Annotated in this window: 17 protein-coding genes; 10 read left to right on the top strand and 7 right to left on the bottom strand. The window is 68.6% G+C overall.

What is annotated here, in order from left to right; genetic code table 11:
- Positions 1 to 228: 228 nt before the first annotated feature.
- Positions 229 to 1,950, top strand: coding sequence for an aa3-type cytochrome oxidase subunit I (gene ctaD / locus U8D42_RS22855; protein WP_322858131.1), 1,722 nt, complete (start codon positions 229 to 231; stop codon positions 1,948 to 1,950).
- A 23-nt stretch (positions 1,951 to 1,973) separates the two neighbouring features.
- Here ctaD and U8D42_RS22850 read toward each other — a convergent pair whose 3' ends face one another.
- Positions 1,974 to 2,252 (bottom strand): hypothetical protein, encoded by a 279-nt coding sequence (locus U8D42_RS22850; RefSeq protein ID WP_085242708.1) that lies wholly within the window; start codon positions 2,250 to 2,252, stop codon positions 1,974 to 1,976.
- A gap of 245 nt (positions 2,253 to 2,497) precedes the next feature.
- On the opposite strand from U8D42_RS22850, the gene U8D42_RS22845 reads away from it, so the two are divergent.
- Positions 2,498 to 3,685, top strand: coding sequence for an MFS transporter (locus U8D42_RS22845; protein ID WP_431523888.1), 1,188 nt, complete (start codon positions 2,498 to 2,500; stop codon positions 3,683 to 3,685).
- Positions 3,686 to 3,757: 72 nt separating this feature from the next.
- Here U8D42_RS22845 and U8D42_RS22840 read toward each other — a convergent pair whose 3' ends face one another.
- The gene (locus U8D42_RS22840) at positions 3,758 to 4,795 is read right to left on the bottom strand and encodes an LLM class F420-dependent oxidoreductase (RefSeq protein WP_322858133.1); all 1,038 of its coding nucleotides are present in this window, start codon (positions 4,793 to 4,795) and stop codon (positions 3,758 to 3,760) included.
- 6 nt (positions 4,796 to 4,801) lie between these two features.
- On the bottom strand, positions 4,802 to 5,224 hold the full coding sequence (locus U8D42_RS22835; RefSeq protein WP_322858134.1) for a nuclear transport factor 2 family protein: 423 nt from the start codon (positions 5,222 to 5,224) through the stop codon (positions 4,802 to 4,804).
- 116 nt (positions 5,225 to 5,340) lie between these two features.
- Here U8D42_RS22835 and U8D42_RS22830 point away from each other — a divergent pair, with 116 nt between their 5' ends.
- Complete coding sequence (locus U8D42_RS22830) at positions 5,341 to 5,910, top strand: PadR family transcriptional regulator (RefSeq protein ID WP_322858135.1); 570 nt, start codon at positions 5,341 to 5,343, stop codon at positions 5,908 to 5,910.
- A gap of 34 nt (positions 5,911 to 5,944) precedes the next feature.
- On the opposite strand, the gene U8D42_RS22825 is transcribed toward U8D42_RS22830, so the two are convergent.
- Positions 5,945 to 6,664, bottom strand: coding sequence for an NUDIX hydrolase (locus tag U8D42_RS22825; protein ID WP_322858136.1), 720 nt, complete (start codon positions 6,662 to 6,664; stop codon positions 5,945 to 5,947).
- 136 nt (positions 6,665 to 6,800) lie between these two features.
- On the opposite strand from U8D42_RS22825, the gene U8D42_RS22820 reads away from it, so the two are divergent.
- The 3 genes from U8D42_RS22820 (at position 6,801) to U8D42_RS22810 (ending at position 9,165) form a co-directional block, all read left to right on the top strand.
- Positions 6,801 to 7,844, top strand: coding sequence for an amidohydrolase family protein (locus U8D42_RS22820; protein WP_322858137.1), 1,044 nt, complete (start codon positions 6,801 to 6,803; stop codon positions 7,842 to 7,844).
- 38 nt (positions 7,845 to 7,882) lie between these two features.
- The gene (locus U8D42_RS22815; RefSeq protein ID WP_322858138.1) at positions 7,883 to 8,773 is read left to right on the top strand and encodes an SCO6745 family protein; all 891 of its coding nucleotides are present in this window, start codon (positions 7,883 to 7,885) and stop codon (positions 8,771 to 8,773) included.
- Positions 8,774 to 8,898: 125 nt separating this feature from the next.
- Positions 8,899 to 9,165: a YdeI/OmpD-associated family protein gene (locus U8D42_RS22810; protein ID WP_085242701.1), complete on the top strand. Its 267-nt coding sequence runs from the start codon at positions 8,899 to 8,901 to the stop codon at positions 9,163 to 9,165.
- 9 nt (positions 9,166 to 9,174) lie between these two features.
- Here the strand turns inward: U8D42_RS22810 and U8D42_RS22805 are convergent, their stop codons facing one another.
- The 3 genes from U8D42_RS22805 to U8D42_RS22795 form a co-directional block, all read right to left on the bottom strand.
- Complete coding sequence (locus U8D42_RS22805) at positions 9,175 to 9,528, bottom strand: VOC family protein (RefSeq protein ID WP_085242700.1); 354 nt, start codon at positions 9,526 to 9,528, stop codon at positions 9,175 to 9,177.
- A gap of 143 nt (positions 9,529 to 9,671) precedes the next feature.
- Positions 9,672 to 10,190: a hypothetical protein gene (locus tag U8D42_RS22800; protein ID WP_322858139.1), complete on the bottom strand. Its 519-nt coding sequence runs from the start codon at positions 10,188 to 10,190 to the stop codon at positions 9,672 to 9,674.
- Positions 10,191 to 10,313: 123 nt separating this feature from the next.
- A complete protein-coding gene (locus U8D42_RS22795) occupies positions 10,314 to 11,198 on the bottom strand; it encodes a cyclopropane mycolic acid synthase family methyltransferase (protein ID WP_322858140.1) in 885 nt (294 codons plus the stop codon).
- A 181-nt stretch (positions 11,199 to 11,379) separates the two neighbouring features.
- Between U8D42_RS22795 and U8D42_RS22790 the strand changes: the two genes are divergently transcribed.
- The 4 genes from U8D42_RS22790 to U8D42_RS22775 all read left to right on the top strand — a co-directional run bounded on the left by U8D42_RS22790 (position 11,380) and on the right by U8D42_RS22775 (position 17,237).
- Positions 11,380 to 11,976, top strand: coding sequence for a hemerythrin domain-containing protein (locus U8D42_RS22790; protein ID WP_322858141.1), 597 nt, complete (start codon positions 11,380 to 11,382; stop codon positions 11,974 to 11,976).
- 180 nt (positions 11,977 to 12,156) lie between these two features.
- Complete coding sequence (locus tag U8D42_RS22785) at positions 12,157 to 13,485, top strand: MFS transporter (RefSeq protein WP_085242696.1); 1,329 nt, start codon at positions 12,157 to 12,159, stop codon at positions 13,483 to 13,485.
- A gap of 229 nt (positions 13,486 to 13,714) precedes the next feature.
- The gene (gene malQ, locus U8D42_RS22780) at positions 13,715 to 15,661 is read left to right on the top strand and encodes a 4-alpha-glucanotransferase (RefSeq protein WP_322858142.1); all 1,947 of its coding nucleotides are present in this window, start codon (positions 13,715 to 13,717) and stop codon (positions 15,659 to 15,661) included.
- Between the two features lie 217 nt (positions 15,662 to 15,878).
- Positions 15,879 to 17,237 (top strand): WS/DGAT/MGAT family O-acyltransferase, encoded by a 1,359-nt coding sequence (locus U8D42_RS22775; protein WP_322858143.1) that lies wholly within the window; start codon positions 15,879 to 15,881, stop codon positions 17,235 to 17,237.
- Positions 17,238 to 17,240: the final 3 nt, after the last annotated feature.

The raw sequence follows: 17,240 nt of genomic DNA, 5'->3' as shown, positions 1-17,240 counted from the left end.
CCGCGTTGGGTCGATGTTCGTCGTTCAGGGGTCACCGGTCAACACCAAATCCCGCGATCGGCCCGAAATTCGTTGTCTGCATTGGGAAGGCTTCCCTTCCTGCGTCCCAGGGCAGGAGGATTCGCGCGGATTTAGGGACGTTTGGCCCTAGGTCCGCGCGGCGCCGGCTCGGAATACTTGGGCGGCTTGACGATTAAGGTCCGGCATCCGGATGTGTGGAGGTTACCCATGACCGCTGAGGCGCCGCCCGCCCTTGCCCTGGAGGCCCGTCGGCCGTTTCCCCCGCGACTGGGCCCCACCGGCAGCCTGATCTACAAGGTCATCAACACCACCGACCACAAGATGATCGGCATCATGTACATGGTCGCGTGCTTCATCTTCTTCTTCATCGGCGGCCTGATGGCGCTACTGCTGCGCCTCGAGCTGGCCCAGCCGGGGCTGCAGTTCTTGTCCAATGAGCAGTACAACCAGCTGTTCACCATGCACGGCACGGCGATGTTGCTGTTCTATGCGACCCCGATCGTCTTCGGATTCGCCAATCTGGTGCTGCCCCTGCAGATCGGCGCACCCGACGTGGCGTTTCCACGGCTGAACGCGTTGTCGTTCTGGCTGTTCGTCTGCGGAGCGCTGATCGCGTTGGGCGGCTTCATCGTTCCCGGCGGCGCGGCCGATTTCGGGTGGACCGCCTACACGCCCCTGTCCAATGCGGTGCACAGCCCCGGCGTGGGCGGGGACCTGTGGATTCTGGGAGTGGGCATCGGCGGCCTCGGCACCATTCTGGGGGCCGTCAACATGATCACCACGGTGGTGTGCCTGCGCGCGCCGGGCATGACCATGTTCCGGATGCCCATCTTCACCTGGAACATCCTGGTCACCAGCGTGCTTGTGCTGGCGGTCTTTCCACTGCTGACCGCCGCGTTGTTCGGCCTCGAAGCCGACCGTCGCATCGGGGCACACATCTACGACCCGGCCAACGGCGGGGTGATGCTGTTCCAGCACCTGTTCTGGTTCTTCGGGCATCCCGAGGTCTACGTCATCGCCCTGCCGTTCTTCGGCATCATCTCCGAGATCATCCCGGTGTTCTCCCGCAAGCCGCTGTTCGGCTACACCACGCTGGTGTACGCGACGCTGTCGATCGCCGCGCTGTCGGTTGCGGTCTGGGCCCATCACATGTATGCCACCGGAGCCGTACTGCTGCCGTTCTTTTCGTTCATGACGTTCTTGATCGCGGTGCCCACCGGCATCAAATTCTTCAACTGGATCGGCACCATGTGGAGGGGCCAGTTGACGTTCGAGTCACCGATGCTGTTCGCCATCGGTTTCTTGCTGACGTTCCTGATCGGCGGACTGACGGGCGTGCTGCTCGCCAGCCCGCCGCTGGACTTCCACGTCACCGACACCTATTTCGTGGTCGCGCATTTCCACTACACGCTGTTCGGCACCATCGTGTTCGCGACCTATGCGGGCATCTATTTCTGGTTCCCGAAGATGACCGGGCGCCTGCTCGACGAGCGACTGGGCAAGCTGCACTTCTGGCTCACGTTCATCGGCTTCCACACCACCTTCCTGGTCCAGCACTGGTTGGGCAACTCCGGGATGCCGCGCCGCTACGCCGACTACCTGCCCACCGATGGGTTTCAGACGCTCAACCTCGTCTCCACGGTAGGTGCGTTCATCCTTGCCGCCTCGGTGTTGCCGTTCGTGTGGAACGTGTTCAAGAGCTGGCGCTACGGCGAACCCGTCTTGGTGGACGACCCGTGGGGTCACGGCAACTCGCTGGAGTGGGCGACCAGCTGCCCGCCGCCGCGACACAACTTCACCGAGCTGCCCCGGATCCGTTCGGAACGCCCGGCTTTCGAACTGCACTACCCGCACATGGTGGACCGGATGCACGCCGAGGCCTATGTCGGCCGCCGGCAACAGGAGAGCATTACCGCCGATCGCCGATAACCGGATAGGCGCGGGCCGGGCGGTCAGCCGTGCGGCGCGTCGGAGATCTTGGTGTCGGGCTTGCCCAGCGTCTGGCAGTACGTCAACGCCGAGAGCCGCGTGGCCGAGATCTCGGCATTGGACGGGTCGGTGCCGTTCTTGTCCTTCAGCATCTTGCTGACCTCGTCGTTCTGCTTCTTCTCGTCCTGCGAGGTGAAGTCCTTGCACTTGGTGTCGCCGCCGGTGTTGATGACCTGTGACGCCGAGCACGCGCTGGACAGGAGTACGGCGATCGCGAACGTGGCAGCCGCGATTTGCTTCATTGTTTGCCTTCCTGGAGCTTCAGTAGTGGTATCTGTACACCAAATCGGTCGATTTGAAACCCCCACAGCCGAGTTGCCCGACAGCTCCTCGGGTTTGCGGCGCGGGCAATTGGCGGGCTGACGGGAATAACCGCGTCGCCCGCATCGTCGTTCAGGCGTCTTCCGTGGTGGGCCGGTGCGGCCGCGCCCTGGCCCGAGGAGGGAAAACGACTGTGTCGGGGTCCAACGGTTCAACGCGGTCGACATTGGTCACGCCGGCGATCGCCGGCGGTCCCGCGTCGACGCGGGGCGTATTGGCCGGTGTGCTGGTGCTGTTGTTGTCCGTCGGCTGGGTAGCCAATCACTTCGTCGCGTTGATGCCCCTGCTCAGCGTTCGTCAGCAGCTCAGCCCGGCCACGCTCGACGTGATCTTCGGCGTGTACGCGCTGGGATTGTTGCCCGGCCTGCTCGTCGGCGGGCGCGCATCGGATGCGTTCGGGCGGCGATCGGTGGCGCTGGCGGGCTCGGCGACCGCCGTGGCGGGGACGATCGCGATGCTGTGCTCACAGCAGTACGACGCGTTGCTGATCGGACGATTGATCGTCGGGCTCGGGGTCGGGCTGGCCATGAGTTCGTGCACGGCCTGGGCCTCGGATCTGAATGGCCCCGCCGGGGCGGCGGCCGCCGGTGCGGCGTTGATGGCCGGTTTTGCGATCGGCCCGTTCGCGGGAGCCGTGATCGCAGCCGCCGGGCCGGCCGGCATCCGGTTGTCGTTCGGCATCGCGGCCGCCGTCGGCGTGGCGGCGATGTCCGTCGTGGTCGTCACGGCACGGCACTCGGGGGCCGCCGCGCGGTCAACCACTGAGGTGTGGGAGCCGCCGACGCCCGCCGAGCAGGGCGTGGCGCCGGCGTTGAGTTGGGCCATGCCGCTGGCGCCGTGGGTGTTCGCCTCGGCGACACTCGGTTTCATCGCGATTCCCGGCCGCGTGCACACCGGGCTGGCGGCTCCGCTGGCCGCCGGCACCGCGACGCTGATGGTCAACGGCGTCAGCGGGCTGATCCAGGTGCTGGCGCGGGCGCGCCGGTGGGGTCCGCAGGCCGGCACCGCGGGCGCGGCGCTGGCCGCGCTCGGCTACGCGGTCACCGCGCTGGCCCCGCCGACCATCCCGCTGGCGTTGGGGGTGCCGCTGTTCGTGGTGCTGGGGTGCGCGTCCGGCCTCTGCCTGCGCGAGGGCTTGATCGACCTGGAGGCCGCGGCGCCGAAACGCTTGCGCGGCGGGCTGGTTGGCGCGTTCTACGTGGTGACGTACATCGGTTTCGGTTTGCCACTGATCTTGGCGACGGTCGGGCGGACGGTGTCGACGGCCATCCTCGCGGTGATGGCGGCACTGGCGCTGCTGACGGCAGTGAGCCGGGCGGTTCGGCTCCGGCGCGACGCCCACCGCCAGGGTTAGCCGTTCGCCTCTCTCAACCACGCGGCCGTTCGCCGTTCTGGCGGTGGGGTTTTCGGCCGCGCCTCGTCGGCGTCAGACGAGTTCGCGCAGCGTCTCGATCAGCTTGATCCGCTCGGCGGGTGTGGACGCGATGGGTGCGACGTTGAGGGTGGTCACCCCCGCTTCGGCGAACGCGGCCACGCGGTCCCGCACGAATTCGCGGCTGCCGATCAGGTTCACGTCGCGGACGAGATCGTCGGGCACCACCTTGGCCGCGCCGTCCTTGTCGCCGGCCAGGTAGAGCTCTTGAATGCGATCGGCCTGCGGCCCGTAGCCATACTTGGTCGCCAGGGCGTGGTAGAAGTTCTTGCCCTTGGCGCCCATCCCGCCGATGTAGAGGGCGAGGTGGGGTTTGACGAATTCCCTTAGCCCCTCGACGTTTTCGCCGATGGCCAGCACCGGTCCGGCGAAAATCTCGAGCTCGCCCAGACCGGGGTCCCGCTTGGCCCGGCCGGCGGCCAGCGCCTCACCCCAGACGTCCTGCGACTTCTCGGGCAGGTAGAAGATCGGCTGCCACCCCTCGGCGATCTCGGCCGCGAGCTCGACGTTCTTCGGCCCGAGCGCCGCGACGAGTATCGGGATACGTTCTCGGACAGGCTTGTTGATCAGCTTGAGGGGCTTGCCCAGCCCGGTGCCCTGCCCGGCGGGCAGCGGGATGGTGTAGTACTTGCCCTGGTGCTGCACGGTCTCGCGGCGCCACACCTGGCGGCAGATGTCGATCACTTCGCGGGTCCGGGCGATCGGCGCGTCGTAGGGGACGCCATGGAACCCCTCGATGACCTGCGGACCGGATGCGCCCAGTCCGAGGGTGAACCTGCCGTCGGAGACGTAGTCGAGGCCGGCCGCCGTCATCGCGGTCAGCGTGGGCGTCCTGGTGTAGAGCTGCATGATGCCCGAGGCCAGTTCGACCCGGTCGGTGCTGGCGGCCAGGTAGCCGAGCGCGCTCACCGCGTCGAACGAATACGCCTCCGGGACGAAGACGATGTCGAGCCCGGCGCGCTCGAGATCGGCCACTTCGGCGGCGACGTCCTTGAAACCGCCCGCATAGTTGATGCCCAGTCCGATTCGCATGTTCGCCTACGCGGTGGCTAACTCGTCGGCCAGCTCGAGCGCGTCCTGCTGGATCCGCTCGAACTGGGCACCCATCGCCTCGGACAGCGCCTTCGCGCCCGACAGCGGCCGCACCATCACCATGAAGTCGTCGATGAGGCCGTCCTCGTTGAAGTGCAGGAAGTCGCAACCGGTGATCTTGACTCCGGGCGCCCCGGCGAGTCCGGTCTCGAACACGAACGCGTGGTCCCGGCCGCTGCCGTCGTGTATCTCACGGACGTAGCGGAAGTCCTCGAAGATGCGCAACACCCCGCGCAGGATCGCCGCCGTCATCGGCTTGCCGACATAGGGCTTGAACGCCACGGGGCTGGTGAACACCACATCGTCGGCCAGCAGCGCCTGGATGCCCTTCTCGTCGCGTTCTTCGACCGCCTTGCGGAAGGGATGCATCCGACACCTCGCCTCTCGTTTCGCCAAGTGTCGTTGACGCTATGCCGTCCACCCCGAGGTGTCCATAGTGCGATTAATCACTTTGTTGACTACTCATATCGTTGTAGCCTTCTTCGGTGGCGCTGCGTGATGCGGTATTGGCCGCCCTCCTCGAGGGCGAGTCGTCCGGCTACGACCTGGCCAAAGGCTTCGATGCGTCGGTCGCGAACTTCTGGATGGCCACCCCGCAGCAGTTGTATCGCGAGCTCGACAGGCTTGCTGAGCAAGGCCTCATTCGGGCGCGCCTCGTGCACCAGGAACGCCGGCCCAACAAACGCCTCTTCGCACTGACCGATGCCGGCCGTGACGCGATCCGGGAGTTCACCGGCAAGCCGCCGAAACCGTTGGCGATCCGCGACGACCTGCTGGTCAAGGTGCAGGCCGCAGACACCGGCGACACCGCCGCCGTGCGCGAGTCCATCTGGGAACGCCTGCAGTGGTCGACGGCCAAACTGCAACGCTACGAACGGTTGCGCGCGCGCGTGCTCAACGGGCGCGACGAGGAGGAATACCTGGCGCACGCCGAACGGGTCGGCCCCTACCTGACCCTGCTGCGCGGAATCACGTTCGAGGAAGAGAACATTCGATGGGCCGAACGCGCGCTGGCCGTCATCGAGCACCGGCTCTCCGCGGGGGCGAAGGAGTGAGCGGCCGAGATTGGGTGCGACATCACATCGATGACTACCTCCACGCGAAGACCGGTTGCTCGAGCTCGTCGACCGGGTCGTGACGGCCCTCCAGACACCACCACCGCAGTTGCAGCAGCACGGCGCCGGTGGGTGCGTGAATCAGGTCGTTGCCCAGCGGGATCTGCACGACCGGGCGGGGGCTCTCCGGGATCGAGATGAAACGCGGAGAATCGTCGCGCTGCAGCTGGTGTAGCCCCACCCGGTACACCGCCACCACCTCGTCGGGCGCCGGGCGGGGATCGAGGCGCCCGCCGCCCCAAATCACGACCGGCGTGATGACATAGCCCGATCGGGTCGGATAGTCGTCCATCAGGCCCAGCACCGCCGAGCCCGGCAGGTCGATGTCGACCTCCTCGCGCATTTCCCGCAGCGCCGCGTCAGCCGCGGTCTCGCCCGGGTCGAGCCGGCCGCCCGGCAGCGCCCATTGCGCCGAATGAGAATTGAGGCGAGACGCCCTGCGGCACAACAGGAAAGCCGCGCCGCCGGACACCCCGACCATCCGGCCGTCCAGGCCGGGCTCCGGCATGGGACGACCTCCGATCCACTCGTCCACCGGCGCCGGATCCACCCGGTCCTCGCCCAGGGTCGAGTCGACGAACACCACGGCGACCGCCGCGTGCCGCTTCGTCGGGTCAGTCAACTCGCGACGGTCGTGGGCCGCCAGATGGCCCCTGATCCGCTCGCGCAGCGCCTCGTCATACGGGATCGTCACGGTTGCAGACTATGCGGGGTGTCGCCGGCGCGGCCCACGAACGGTCGCCGCGCCGACAGACGGCACCCGGCGCGGGTACCCCCGGTGAACGGCCGGCGCTCCGGTGTCGTAGGTGTGCATGTACGGGAGGAGAAGGATGAAGGTCATCGGTTTCGAAGAGCACTACAAGCTCCCGGCCATCGCCGAAGAACACGAGAAGCAGGGGCAGGACGCGGCGACCGGTCTGCTGAAGGAGGCCGGTTACGGCTCCCCCGGGCCGGACGGGGAATGGCCGCCGGGCATCAACGACCTGGGCGAGGGCCGGATCGCCGCGATGGACGCCGCGGGCGTCGACGTGCAGATCCTCTCCCACTCCGTCCCGGGACCCGAGACGCTGGAGCCCGCCGCGGCGATCGAGCTGGCCCGCCGGGCCAACGACGCGGTGGCGGCCGCGATCGCCCGGCACCCGGACCGATTCCGCGGCTTCGCCACCCTGCCGATGCGCGACCCGGCGGCAGCCGCCGGCGAGCTCGAACGCACCGTCCGCGATCACGGCTTCGTGGGCGCCCTGATCAACGGTCACGTCAACGGCCGCTATCTCGACGACACCTTCTTCTGGCCGGTGTTCGAATCGGCCGAAACGCTGGGCGTGCCAATCTTTCTGCACCCCACCATGCCGCCACAGCCGGTCATCGACGCCTACTACGCCGGCTTCGACCGCAAGGTCTCGGCTCGGTTGGCGGGGGCTGGCGTCGGCTGGCACCTCGACACGGGAGTGCACTGCCTGCGGCTGATCCTGGGTGGGGTGTTCGACCGTTTCCCCGCGCTGCAGATCATCGTGGGCCACCACTTCGAGGCGCTGAGCTGGATGGGATGGCGGACCGACTACTCGTTTCCGGCAGAGGTGAGCGGCCTCAAGCGCACCGTCAAGGAATACCTTCGGGAGAACTTCTACGGCGGCATCCTCGCCGGTGACTTCTTCACCCAGGAGCCCGGCGCGATGGATCCCAGTTGGAGTCTGTCCTTCACCGCCTATCTGGCGATGGTGAACGTCATCGGCATCGACCGCGTCGTGTTCACCGCCGACTATCCCTACGGAAACATCAACGCCTGCCGGCAGTTTCTCGATCGGATGCCCATCAGCGAAGACGACAGGGAAAAGATCGCCCACCGCAACGCCGAGCGCCTGCTGAGGCTTTGACGCCGCCGCCCGCTCCCGCCCTGTGATTGACTGCGACGATGCAAAGACAACCGATGCTGGCGCGGCGCTTCTTCGACCGGTTCGAGCCGGTGCATGCGGTGACGTATTTCGCGCCGGAGGCGCGTGCGGCGCTGGACGCGCTCGGTTTCCGCGGTTTCTGGATGGGCTACTTCGCGGCCCGGTCCGCGCCGCTGGGCATGGTGCCGCGCGAGGTGGTCACCGCCATCTTCTACAACTTCGCCCCCGAGCGGGTCGCCAAGGCTCTCCCGGCGGCCTGGCAGGTCGCCGATCCCGACGCGACGTTGCGCGCCCGCCAGGAGTCCGCCGTCGCCGCGCTGCGCCGTTACGGACTGGGCGCGGACGAAAACGTCCGCACGGCAGCGGATTTAGCAGGGAAGGCGGCGCGGCAGGCGCCGATGGACGGGCGCCCGCTGTTCGCCGCGAACCTGGCGCTGCCCTGGCCGGACGATCCGCTGGCCGCACTGTGGCACGCGACGACCCTGTTGCGCGAGCACCGCGGCGACGGACACGTGGCGGTGCTGGCCAGCGCCGGCATCTCGGGCCGGGAATCCAACGTGCTGCATGCCGCCGCGGGCGGGGTGCCCCGCGAGTACATCGCGCGCACCCGCGATTACGACGAGGCGGCATGGGCGCACCACGCACGGCGGCTGGCCGAGCGGGGCCTGCTCGCCGATGATGGCTCGCTGACGATGGCCGGCCGCGAACTCAAAGACCACATCGAACGATCCACCGACGCGCTTTCCCTGTCGGCACTCGATGCGCTCAGCGACGACGAGGTGGAAACCCTGTTCCGGGCGCTCACGCCGATCACCCGTGCCGTGGTCTCCGGGGGCGATGTTCCCGACCTCACCCCGATGACCTTGCGCCGCGACGAATTGCACGACGACAGCGCGCACTTGACCTCCTAGCGCGTGCGGGCGGACCCACTGAGGTGATCACCACCACGCTCACACGCCGGTCGGGGGTCATGTGTCCTCCTTGCTGAGGGCGACTGCCCGCAAACGACGTGTCCTGACCGGGTTAGCCTGAGCCCATGAGCAGCCAGCGGATACCCGGCGGAGTGGTGCACGAGCTTCCCGCGGACCTGCGTGAGTCGCTGATCGGCAACGCCACGGCGCTCGCCGCATGGAAGGACATCACCCCGTTGGCCCGCAACGAGTTCATCTGCTGGGTCGAGGACGCCAAGCAGGAGGCGACCCGTCAGCGCCGCATCCGCCGGACGCAGGAGGAGCTGGAAGAGGGCAAGCGCCGGCCGTGCTGCTGGCCGGGTTGCAAGCACCGCGAGCGCACCGGCAAATGAGCGCGCCCGTCAGCGGCCCAGCGACTTGTAGAACACCAGGCCGTTGCCCTTGTTGTCGTAGACCACCGCGCGGCGTTCGTGCGCGTCGTCGTAGGGCCCCTTGACGATGCCGCCGCCGCTGGCCTCCACCGCCTTGGCCGCGGCGTCGACGTCCGCGGTCTTGATGCCGACGACGACCTGGCCAGGTATGGGATGGTCCACCGCCGTCGCCAGCGCGAGCGTCACCGGGCCGCCGTCGAGGGCGGCGAAGTGCGCTCCGTCGCGGAATTTGAGCGGCATGCCCAGGGTCTCGCTGTAGAACCGGATCGACTCGTCGAGGTCGTCGGTCGACAGGACGATCATCTTTACTTCGTGGTCGCTCACGGGGCCTCCTCTGGCGCTGGATGGCATACAGACTAGGCCGGGAGGCCGAACAGGAGAAGGGGGGATCCACCGAAAACGGCCGCGCGCTGGACACGTTGCGCGGCAGGGCTATTCGTCGGTTCGGCGCTTAGACCGGGCGAACGTCAGGTGCGCCCCGCCGGAACCACCTGCCCGTCAAGGAAATCCATCGGCGGCCCGTCCCCGTGGGCGACGTCGCGGTCGGCGACCGCGGTGGCCAAGGCGGTGCCGTCCTGAATGGTCCCGACGATTTCGACGTGGTCGTTGACGGTGAAACGCGGCGTGGCGCTGCCGGATTGGACGCCGCCGTGAGCGATCAGGGTGGTGCCGGGGGTGACGAGATAGGTCTGGGTGTACCCGTTGGCGCTGCGCGCGGTGACCGAGCCCTCCGACACGGCGATCACGGTGCCCTCCTGCCGCACCGACTGGGACGCGGGCGGCGGCGACTCCTGCCTCGCCTCGACGGTCCGCTTCTCGTCGTGGGGCGCGTTGAGTACCAGGGCGGTCAGGGCCGCCGCGCACAGCATCGAGGCGGAGATGACGTCACACAGGCCCGCGACACCCGAGCCCCGCCGCGCCGCAGGATCCGCTGGCCGTCTTTGCTCTGGCGCCGCGGTCATTCGATGCTTCGCACTCACGATCATCCTTCCCTGCGGTTTTGCGCCGACGACGGTCGACGCGCACCCAAACAGGTTGTTGCTCGTGGATTTACCCCGGGACCGGGGCTGATAAACCGATCCGGGCGCGCCTGCGGCTCGCCCGGATTGTCAGCCCTTGGTCAGGGTGAACTGCGCGACGTCGGTGTAGCCCTCGCGGAACAGGTCGGCGCAGCCGGTCAGGTATTTCATGTACCGGTCGTAAACCTCTTGGGACTGAATCGCGATGGCCTCGTCGCGGCGCGACTCGAGGGCGGCCGCCCAGGTGTCGAGGGTGCGCGCGTAATGCAGCCGCAGTGGCTGGACGAGCTTGAGGCTGAAGCCAGCGCGGGTCGCGTGCTCTTCGACGTTCTTAGCTTGCGGCAGGTCACCGCCCGGGAAGATCTCGTCCATGATGAATTTCATGAACCGCAGCTTGGTCATGGTGATGGGCAGTCCGCGCTCGGCGAATTCCTCGTCGCTGGGCTTGATGATGGTGTGCAGCATCATCACCCCGTCGGCGGGCAGCGCCTCGTACGCCATCTTGAAGAAGTCGGGGTAGCGGTCGCGGCCGAAGTGCTCGAAGGCGCCGATGGACACGATGCGGTCCACCTGTTCGTCGAACTGCTCCCAGCCCTGCAGCAGCACGCGCTTGCTGCGCGGGCTGGGGTGCTGGTCCAGGCGCTGCTGCACGTGTGCCTGCTGGTTGCGGCTCAGCGTCAGGCCGACGACGTTGACGTCGTAACGCTCGAGCGCCCGCACGATGGTGGTACCCCAGCCGCAGCCGATGTCGAGCAGCGTCTGGCCCGCCTGCAGCCCGAGCTTGCCCAGTGACAGGTCGACCTTGGCGAGCTGGGCCTCCTCGAGGGTCATGTCGTCGCGTTCGAAGTAGGCGCAGCTGTAGGTCCGCGTCGGGTCCAAGAAGAGCGCGAAGAACTCGTCGGACAGGTCGTAGTGGGCCTGAACGTCCTCGAAATGCGGCTCTAGGCTTGCGGGCTCGCTGCGATTTTCCGGCACAAACAACCTCTGACATCGGTGGGGCTTAACGGCGTGCGATCGCTGTCGATCGGCATGCTGGTGCCCCAGTGTATCCGCACGGTCTGCGCCGCCCCGTCGGCGCGTTCCCCCGGTTGACTGGTTCGGCGCCATGGGACACCATGGCCGCGAACCGTAGCGGTGAGGGAGGTGGGGCGTCGCGATGGCTGACATCACCATGTTGATCCTCGCCGACCACGAGTGGTTCCGCGAACAGTTCGCCAGGCTGGACGACCTGCAGGCTCAGACACCGACCGACCAGGCCGCCCTGGCGCGGGTGTGGCGCCCCCTGGCCGACAAGCTCGACGTGCACGCCTACATCGAGGAGAAGATCTTCTACCCGCAGTTGCTGACGCGGGGCTCCGACGACGCCGAAGGCGAGACGCTCGACGCCATCGGGGACCACAACGACATCCGCGACGGGGTGCGCGACGCCAACGCCGCCGAAGTCGGCGACGAAGAGTGGTGGGCCGCGGTCGGGCGCACCCGTGAGGCCAACGACGACCACATGGGTGAAGAGGAGCGAGAAGGGCTGTCGGACTTCCGTCGCAGCGCCCCCATCGGCCTTCGTGAAGCGCTGGGGCGCCAATACAGCGAGTTCATGGCCGAGCATCCCACCACCGAGGGCTTGCCGATCGTCGACCGCGACCCCCAACGCTACGTCGAGGACATCGAGGCCGGCGGGCGGTCCGCGCCACGGGAACGGTCCGCGCCGCCGCGGGATTTCTCGCTTCGCATCGGCGGCCTGAAAGGTCAGTGAATTCCCGTCGACCCGGCCCGGGTCGCTACCATCGGCCACCGGTCGGGTGGAGACGATAGAGCCGGTTGGGAGTGAGATTTGTTCGGCCCGCGACACTTCTGGGTACGCAATTCGTCGATGAGTGCACGGGGCCGCCGGAGGAAATGGGCACGCAAAGAGATCAGGGTCGCCGACCCGGCCATGCGCCAGACCATCATGGGCACGGCCATCGGCAACTTCATGGAGTGGTACGACTTCGGCGTCTACGGCTACATCGCCACCACCATCGCTCAGGTGTTCTATCCCGGTAAGAGCGTCAGTGGCGTCCACCTCCTCGCGACCTTCGGCACCCTGGCGGCGGCGTTCGTGGTGCGCCCGCTCGGCGGGTTCATCTTCGGCCCGCTCGGCGACCGCATCGGACGGCACCGGGTCCTTGTCGTCACCATCCTGATGATGACGGTGAGCACCACCGTGACGGGTTTGCTGCCCGGGTACAGCGTCATCGGCATCTGGGCGCCGGTCCTGCTGGTCGTCGCCCGCGTCTGTCAGGGCCTGTCGACGGGCGGCGAGTACGTGGGCGCGATGACCTACCTGGTCGAGCAGGCGCCCGACCACAAACGCGGCATGATGGTCGGGTTTTTGCCCATGGGCAACCTGGTCGGGTTCGTGCTCGCCGGGATGCTGGTGACCGGGCTGCAGACCTGGCTGCCCGAGAACGACATGCTGACCTACGGCTGGCGCATTCCGCTGCTGCTGGGTCTGCCCTTCGGCCTGTTCGCGCTGTTTCTGCGGCTGCGGCTCGAGGAGTCCTCCGCCTACGAGACCGCGACCGACGGCGCGCACCCGCCCGAGAGTGGCCGGCAGCAGTTTCGGCGCACGGTCGTCGACCAGTGGCGCGGCCTGCTGATCTGCGCGTCCCTGGTGCTCACCTCACAGGTCGCCGACTTCATGCTGACCGGCTACCTGCCGACGTACCTCAAGTTGTTCGTTCGCGTCGGTCACACCGCCGGGTTGGTGATGATCGTGGTGACGCTGGCGATCCTGATGGTCACGGTGGTGCTGGTCGCCGCGCTGTCGGATCGCATCGGCGTCAAACCGATCATGTGGACGGGCTGTGCACTGCTGATCGTGGGATCCATCCCCGCGTTCCTGCTCATCCGCTTCGGCAGCATCTACCCGGTGATCTTCCTCGGCGTTCTCCTGATCGGGGCGATGGAGCTGTGCTTCGACAGCACCGCGCCCGCCATGCTGCCGGCGTTGTTTCCCACCAACGTGCGCTACGGGGCGCTGGCCATCTCGTACAACATCTCGATATCGGCCGTGGGAGGCACCACGCCGCTGATCGCCCAGGCGCTGGTCTCCGGCACGGGCAACGTCATGGCGCCCGCCTACATGCTGATCTTCGGTGGCCTGGTGGGCGCCGTCACGCTGCTGTTCACACCGGAGGTGGCCGGCAAGCCGCTGCCCGGTTCCGGGCCCGCGGTGGAAAGTGAACAGGAGGCGCGGGAGCTGGCCGACGACGTCAGGTAGCCCTCCCGCCGAGACACCTGAAATCCGTTGCTCACGCGGCCGTTTCGCGTTCACTAGGCGAAAGCGGCTGACGGCGAACGCCTTTGGGTGGGGCGTGTGAGAATCCCCGGCCTGGGTATATAAGCGTTGTGCTTCAGCGTCACCGCCGTCCCGCCGCCCCTGCGGACGCCCCACCCGGGCCGCCGCGTTGACGGCGCAGCCCAAGCCGGTTCCCGATGACCTTCGCCGGTTGGCCGCGGCACACGGGGTGGCGACCTCCTATCGCAACGAGCGGCGGGAGCCCGTGCAGGTCGACGCCGAGGTCGTCATCCGGGTGCTCGGCCTGCTCGATGTCGAGGCCGCGAGCGAAGCCGACCGGCGCCGCGAGTTGGCCCGACTGGCCGAGCGTGACCGCGCCGGCGCCCTGGCGCCGACCGTCGCCGTGCGGGTGGACGGGCGCCCCCGGCCGATGCCCCGCGCCGCCCTGCTGGTCAGCGAGGACGGGGACCGGATCGAGGTGCGCGACGAGCTGCCCGGTGACCTGACCCCGGGCTGGTATCGGCTGCACCTGAGCGACGGCCAGGAGGCGACCCTGGTGGCCGCGCCGCCGCGCGTGCCGCCGACGCCGGAAACCTGGGGGTGGATGCTGCAGCTCTACGGGTTGCGCTCGGCGCGGTCCTGGGGCGTGGGCGACCTGGGCGACCTGCGGGAGTTCCTTGAGTGGACGGCCTCCGAACACGGGGCCGGCGCGGTGCTGCTCAACCCGCTGCACGCGCCCGGTCCGACGCATCCGGTGCAGCCGTCCCCCTACACCCCGTCGAGCCGGCGGTTCGCCACTCCGCTGGCCTTGCGGGTCGAGGACCTCGACGCGTACCGGCGGGCCGATCCGGACACCCGCGCGGAGGTGGACGCGCTGCGGGTCTCGGCCACCACCGAGCGGATCGACTATGACCTGGTGTGGGTGGCCAAACGGTCGGCCCTGGAACTGCTGTGGCGAGCCGAAGGCCGGCCCAACCCGTTGGACGAATCGGCCGCCGGGACGGGGCTGGGGGACTGGGCCACGTACTGCGCGCTGGCCGAGCGCCACGGCGGCCGGTGGACCCGATGGCCCGCGCCGCTGCGTGACGTCGCCGGGCCGGCGGTGGCGGCGGCCCGGCGCGAGCTGGCGCCGCGGGTGGCGTTCCATGCCTGGGTGCAGCGGCGCTGCGACGAGCAGCTGGCCGCCGTGCGCGACGCCGCTCGGAACGCGGGAATGGCGCTCGGTGTGCTGCACGACCTGCCGGTGGGCGTGGACGCGAACGGCGCCGACGCGTGGGCGCTGGCCGACGTGCTGGCCGCCGGGGTGAGCGTCGGGGCGCCACCGGACAACTTCACCCCGCGGGGACAGGATTGGGGACTGCCGCCGTGGCGGCCGGACCGCCTCGCCGCCACCGGCTATGCCGCGCTGCGGGACATGCTGCGGGCGGTGCTCGGCCACGCCGACGGTCTGCGGATCGACCATGTCGCCGGGCTGTGGCGGCTGTGGTGGATTCCGCCGGGCGACGGCCCGGATCGCGGCACCTACGTGCACTACGACGCCGACGTCATGCTGGCGGTCCTGGCGCTGGAGGCGCACCGGGCGGGCGCCACCGTCGTCGGCGAGGACCTGGGCACCGTCGAACCGGAGGTGACCCAGGCGCTGGCCGACAACGAGATGCTCGGGTGCGCGGTGTCCTGGTTCACCCGCGACCAGTCCGCGCCCGGCGAGCCGCTGCTTCCGCCGGCGAAGTGGCCGTCGCGGGCGGCGGCCAGCCTGTCCACCCACGACCTGCCCACGGCGGCCGGATTCCTGCGCGGCGAACACGTGCGGGTGCGCGCCGACCTGGGCCTGCTCGACGACGTCGCGGGCGAGCAGTCGGTGGCCGACAAGGAACGCGCCGAGTGGCTGGAGCTGCTGCGCGCCGAGGGCCTGCTGACGGGTCCGGACCAGGACGAAACCGCGATCATCGCCGCGATGCACCGGTTGCTGGCGGCCACCCCCAGCCGTCTGAAGCTGATCTCGCCATACGACGTGCTGGCCGAACCCCGCCAGCCGAACTTGCCGGGCACCATCGACGAGTATCCGAACTGGCGGCTTCCGCTACCGGCCACCCTCGAGGAGCTACGCGCCGACCCCCGGGTCGCCGAGATCACCGCCGCCTTCCGCAAGTCGCGATAGCCGCAGCACCCGTCCGTCCCGTTTCGGGCATTCGCCGGCACCTTCACCCCTCGACCGCCCCCGGTTCGCGCGCATGCGCCCAAACTGCCGCGCCCGCAAGCGCTTCGGCCGGTGACCGGATTCGGCGCGGTGATTCGCGATTAACAAACGCGCGCTGCGGCTACTACGACATGGGCGTGTGCCGCGTGGACGGCGCAACGAAAGAACGGGGTTGACCATGGAACCGATATCGCCGACCGATGCGCTGTTCCTCATCGGCGAGTCGCGCGAACACCCGATGCACGTGGGATCGCTGCAACTCTTCGAACCGCCCGAGGACGCCGGACCCCATTTCGTCCGGGAGTCCTACCAGGCCATGCTCGAGTGCACGGACGTGCAACCGACGTTCCGCAAGCATCCGGCCTTCTTCGGCGGTCTGACCAACCTCGCGTGGTCGTTCGACAAGGACGTCGAGCTCGACTACCACCTGCGCCGCTCGGCCCTCCCCGAGCCTGGCCGGGTCCGCGACCTGCTGGAGCTGGTGTCCCGGCTGCACGGCAGCCTCCTCGACCGGCACCGCCCGATGTGGGAAGCCCACCTGGTCGAGGGCCTGCAGGACGGCCGGTACGCGGTCTACACCAAGTACCACCACTCCCTCATGGACGGCGTGTCGGCGATGCGGCTGGTGCAGCGCGCCTTCACCCCCGACCCGCACGACGACGAGGTGCGCGTCCCGTGGAGTCTCGGTCCGCGCAAACGTGGCGGGGGGCACCAGCGCCGGTCGCTGCTCGGGCGCGCCGGCGACGTCGCCGGTTCGGCGCTCGCCCTGGCGCCGTCCACGCTCAAGCTGGCCCGGGCCGCGCTGCTCGAGCAACAGCTCACGCTGCCGTTCCGGGCGCCGCGCAGCATGTTCAACGTCCGGATCGGCGGCGCCCGCCGGGTGGCCGCCCAGTCGTGGTCGCTGGACCGGATCAAAGCGGTCAAGTCGACGGCCGGGGTGACGATCAACGACGTCGTGCTCGCCATGTGTGCCGGGGCGCTGCGCGCCTACCTGCTCGAGCAGGGCGCGCTGCCGGACGCCCCGCTGACGGCGATGGTGCCGGTCAATCTCCGCAAGGCCGACGACGACCGCGGAGGCAACCAGGTCGGCACATTCCTGTGCAACCTGGCCACGGACCTCGACGACCCGGCGCGGCGCCTCGAGATCATCGGCACTTCGATCCGCGACACCAAAGAGGTGTTCCAGCAGTTGCCCCCGGTTCAGCAGCTGGCGCTGTCGGCATTCAACATCGGTGGCCTGTTCTTCGGGCTGATCCCCGGCTACCTGTCAGCGGCGTCACCGCCGTTCAACATCGTCATCTCCAACGTGTCGACCGGACCCTCGGAGCCGCTGTACTGGCGTGGTGCGCGGCTGGACGGAAACTATCCGCTGTCCATTCCGCTCGACGGGCAGGCGGTCAACATCACCGTGACCAACAACGCCGGCAACCTCGACTTCGGCCTGGTGGGCTGCCGGCGCAGCGTGCCACACCTGCAGCGGCTGCTGGGCCACTTGGAGACGTCGCTGAAGGACCTCGAGCGCGCCGTCGGGGTGTAACCG

The sequence above is a fragment of the Mycobacterium europaeum genome (genome assembly GCF_034555895.2).
Taxonomy (GTDB): domain Bacteria; phylum Actinomycetota; class Actinomycetes; order Mycobacteriales; family Mycobacteriaceae; genus Mycobacterium; species Mycobacterium europaeum.
This window is presented reverse-complemented; position numbering and strand designations above follow the sequence as displayed.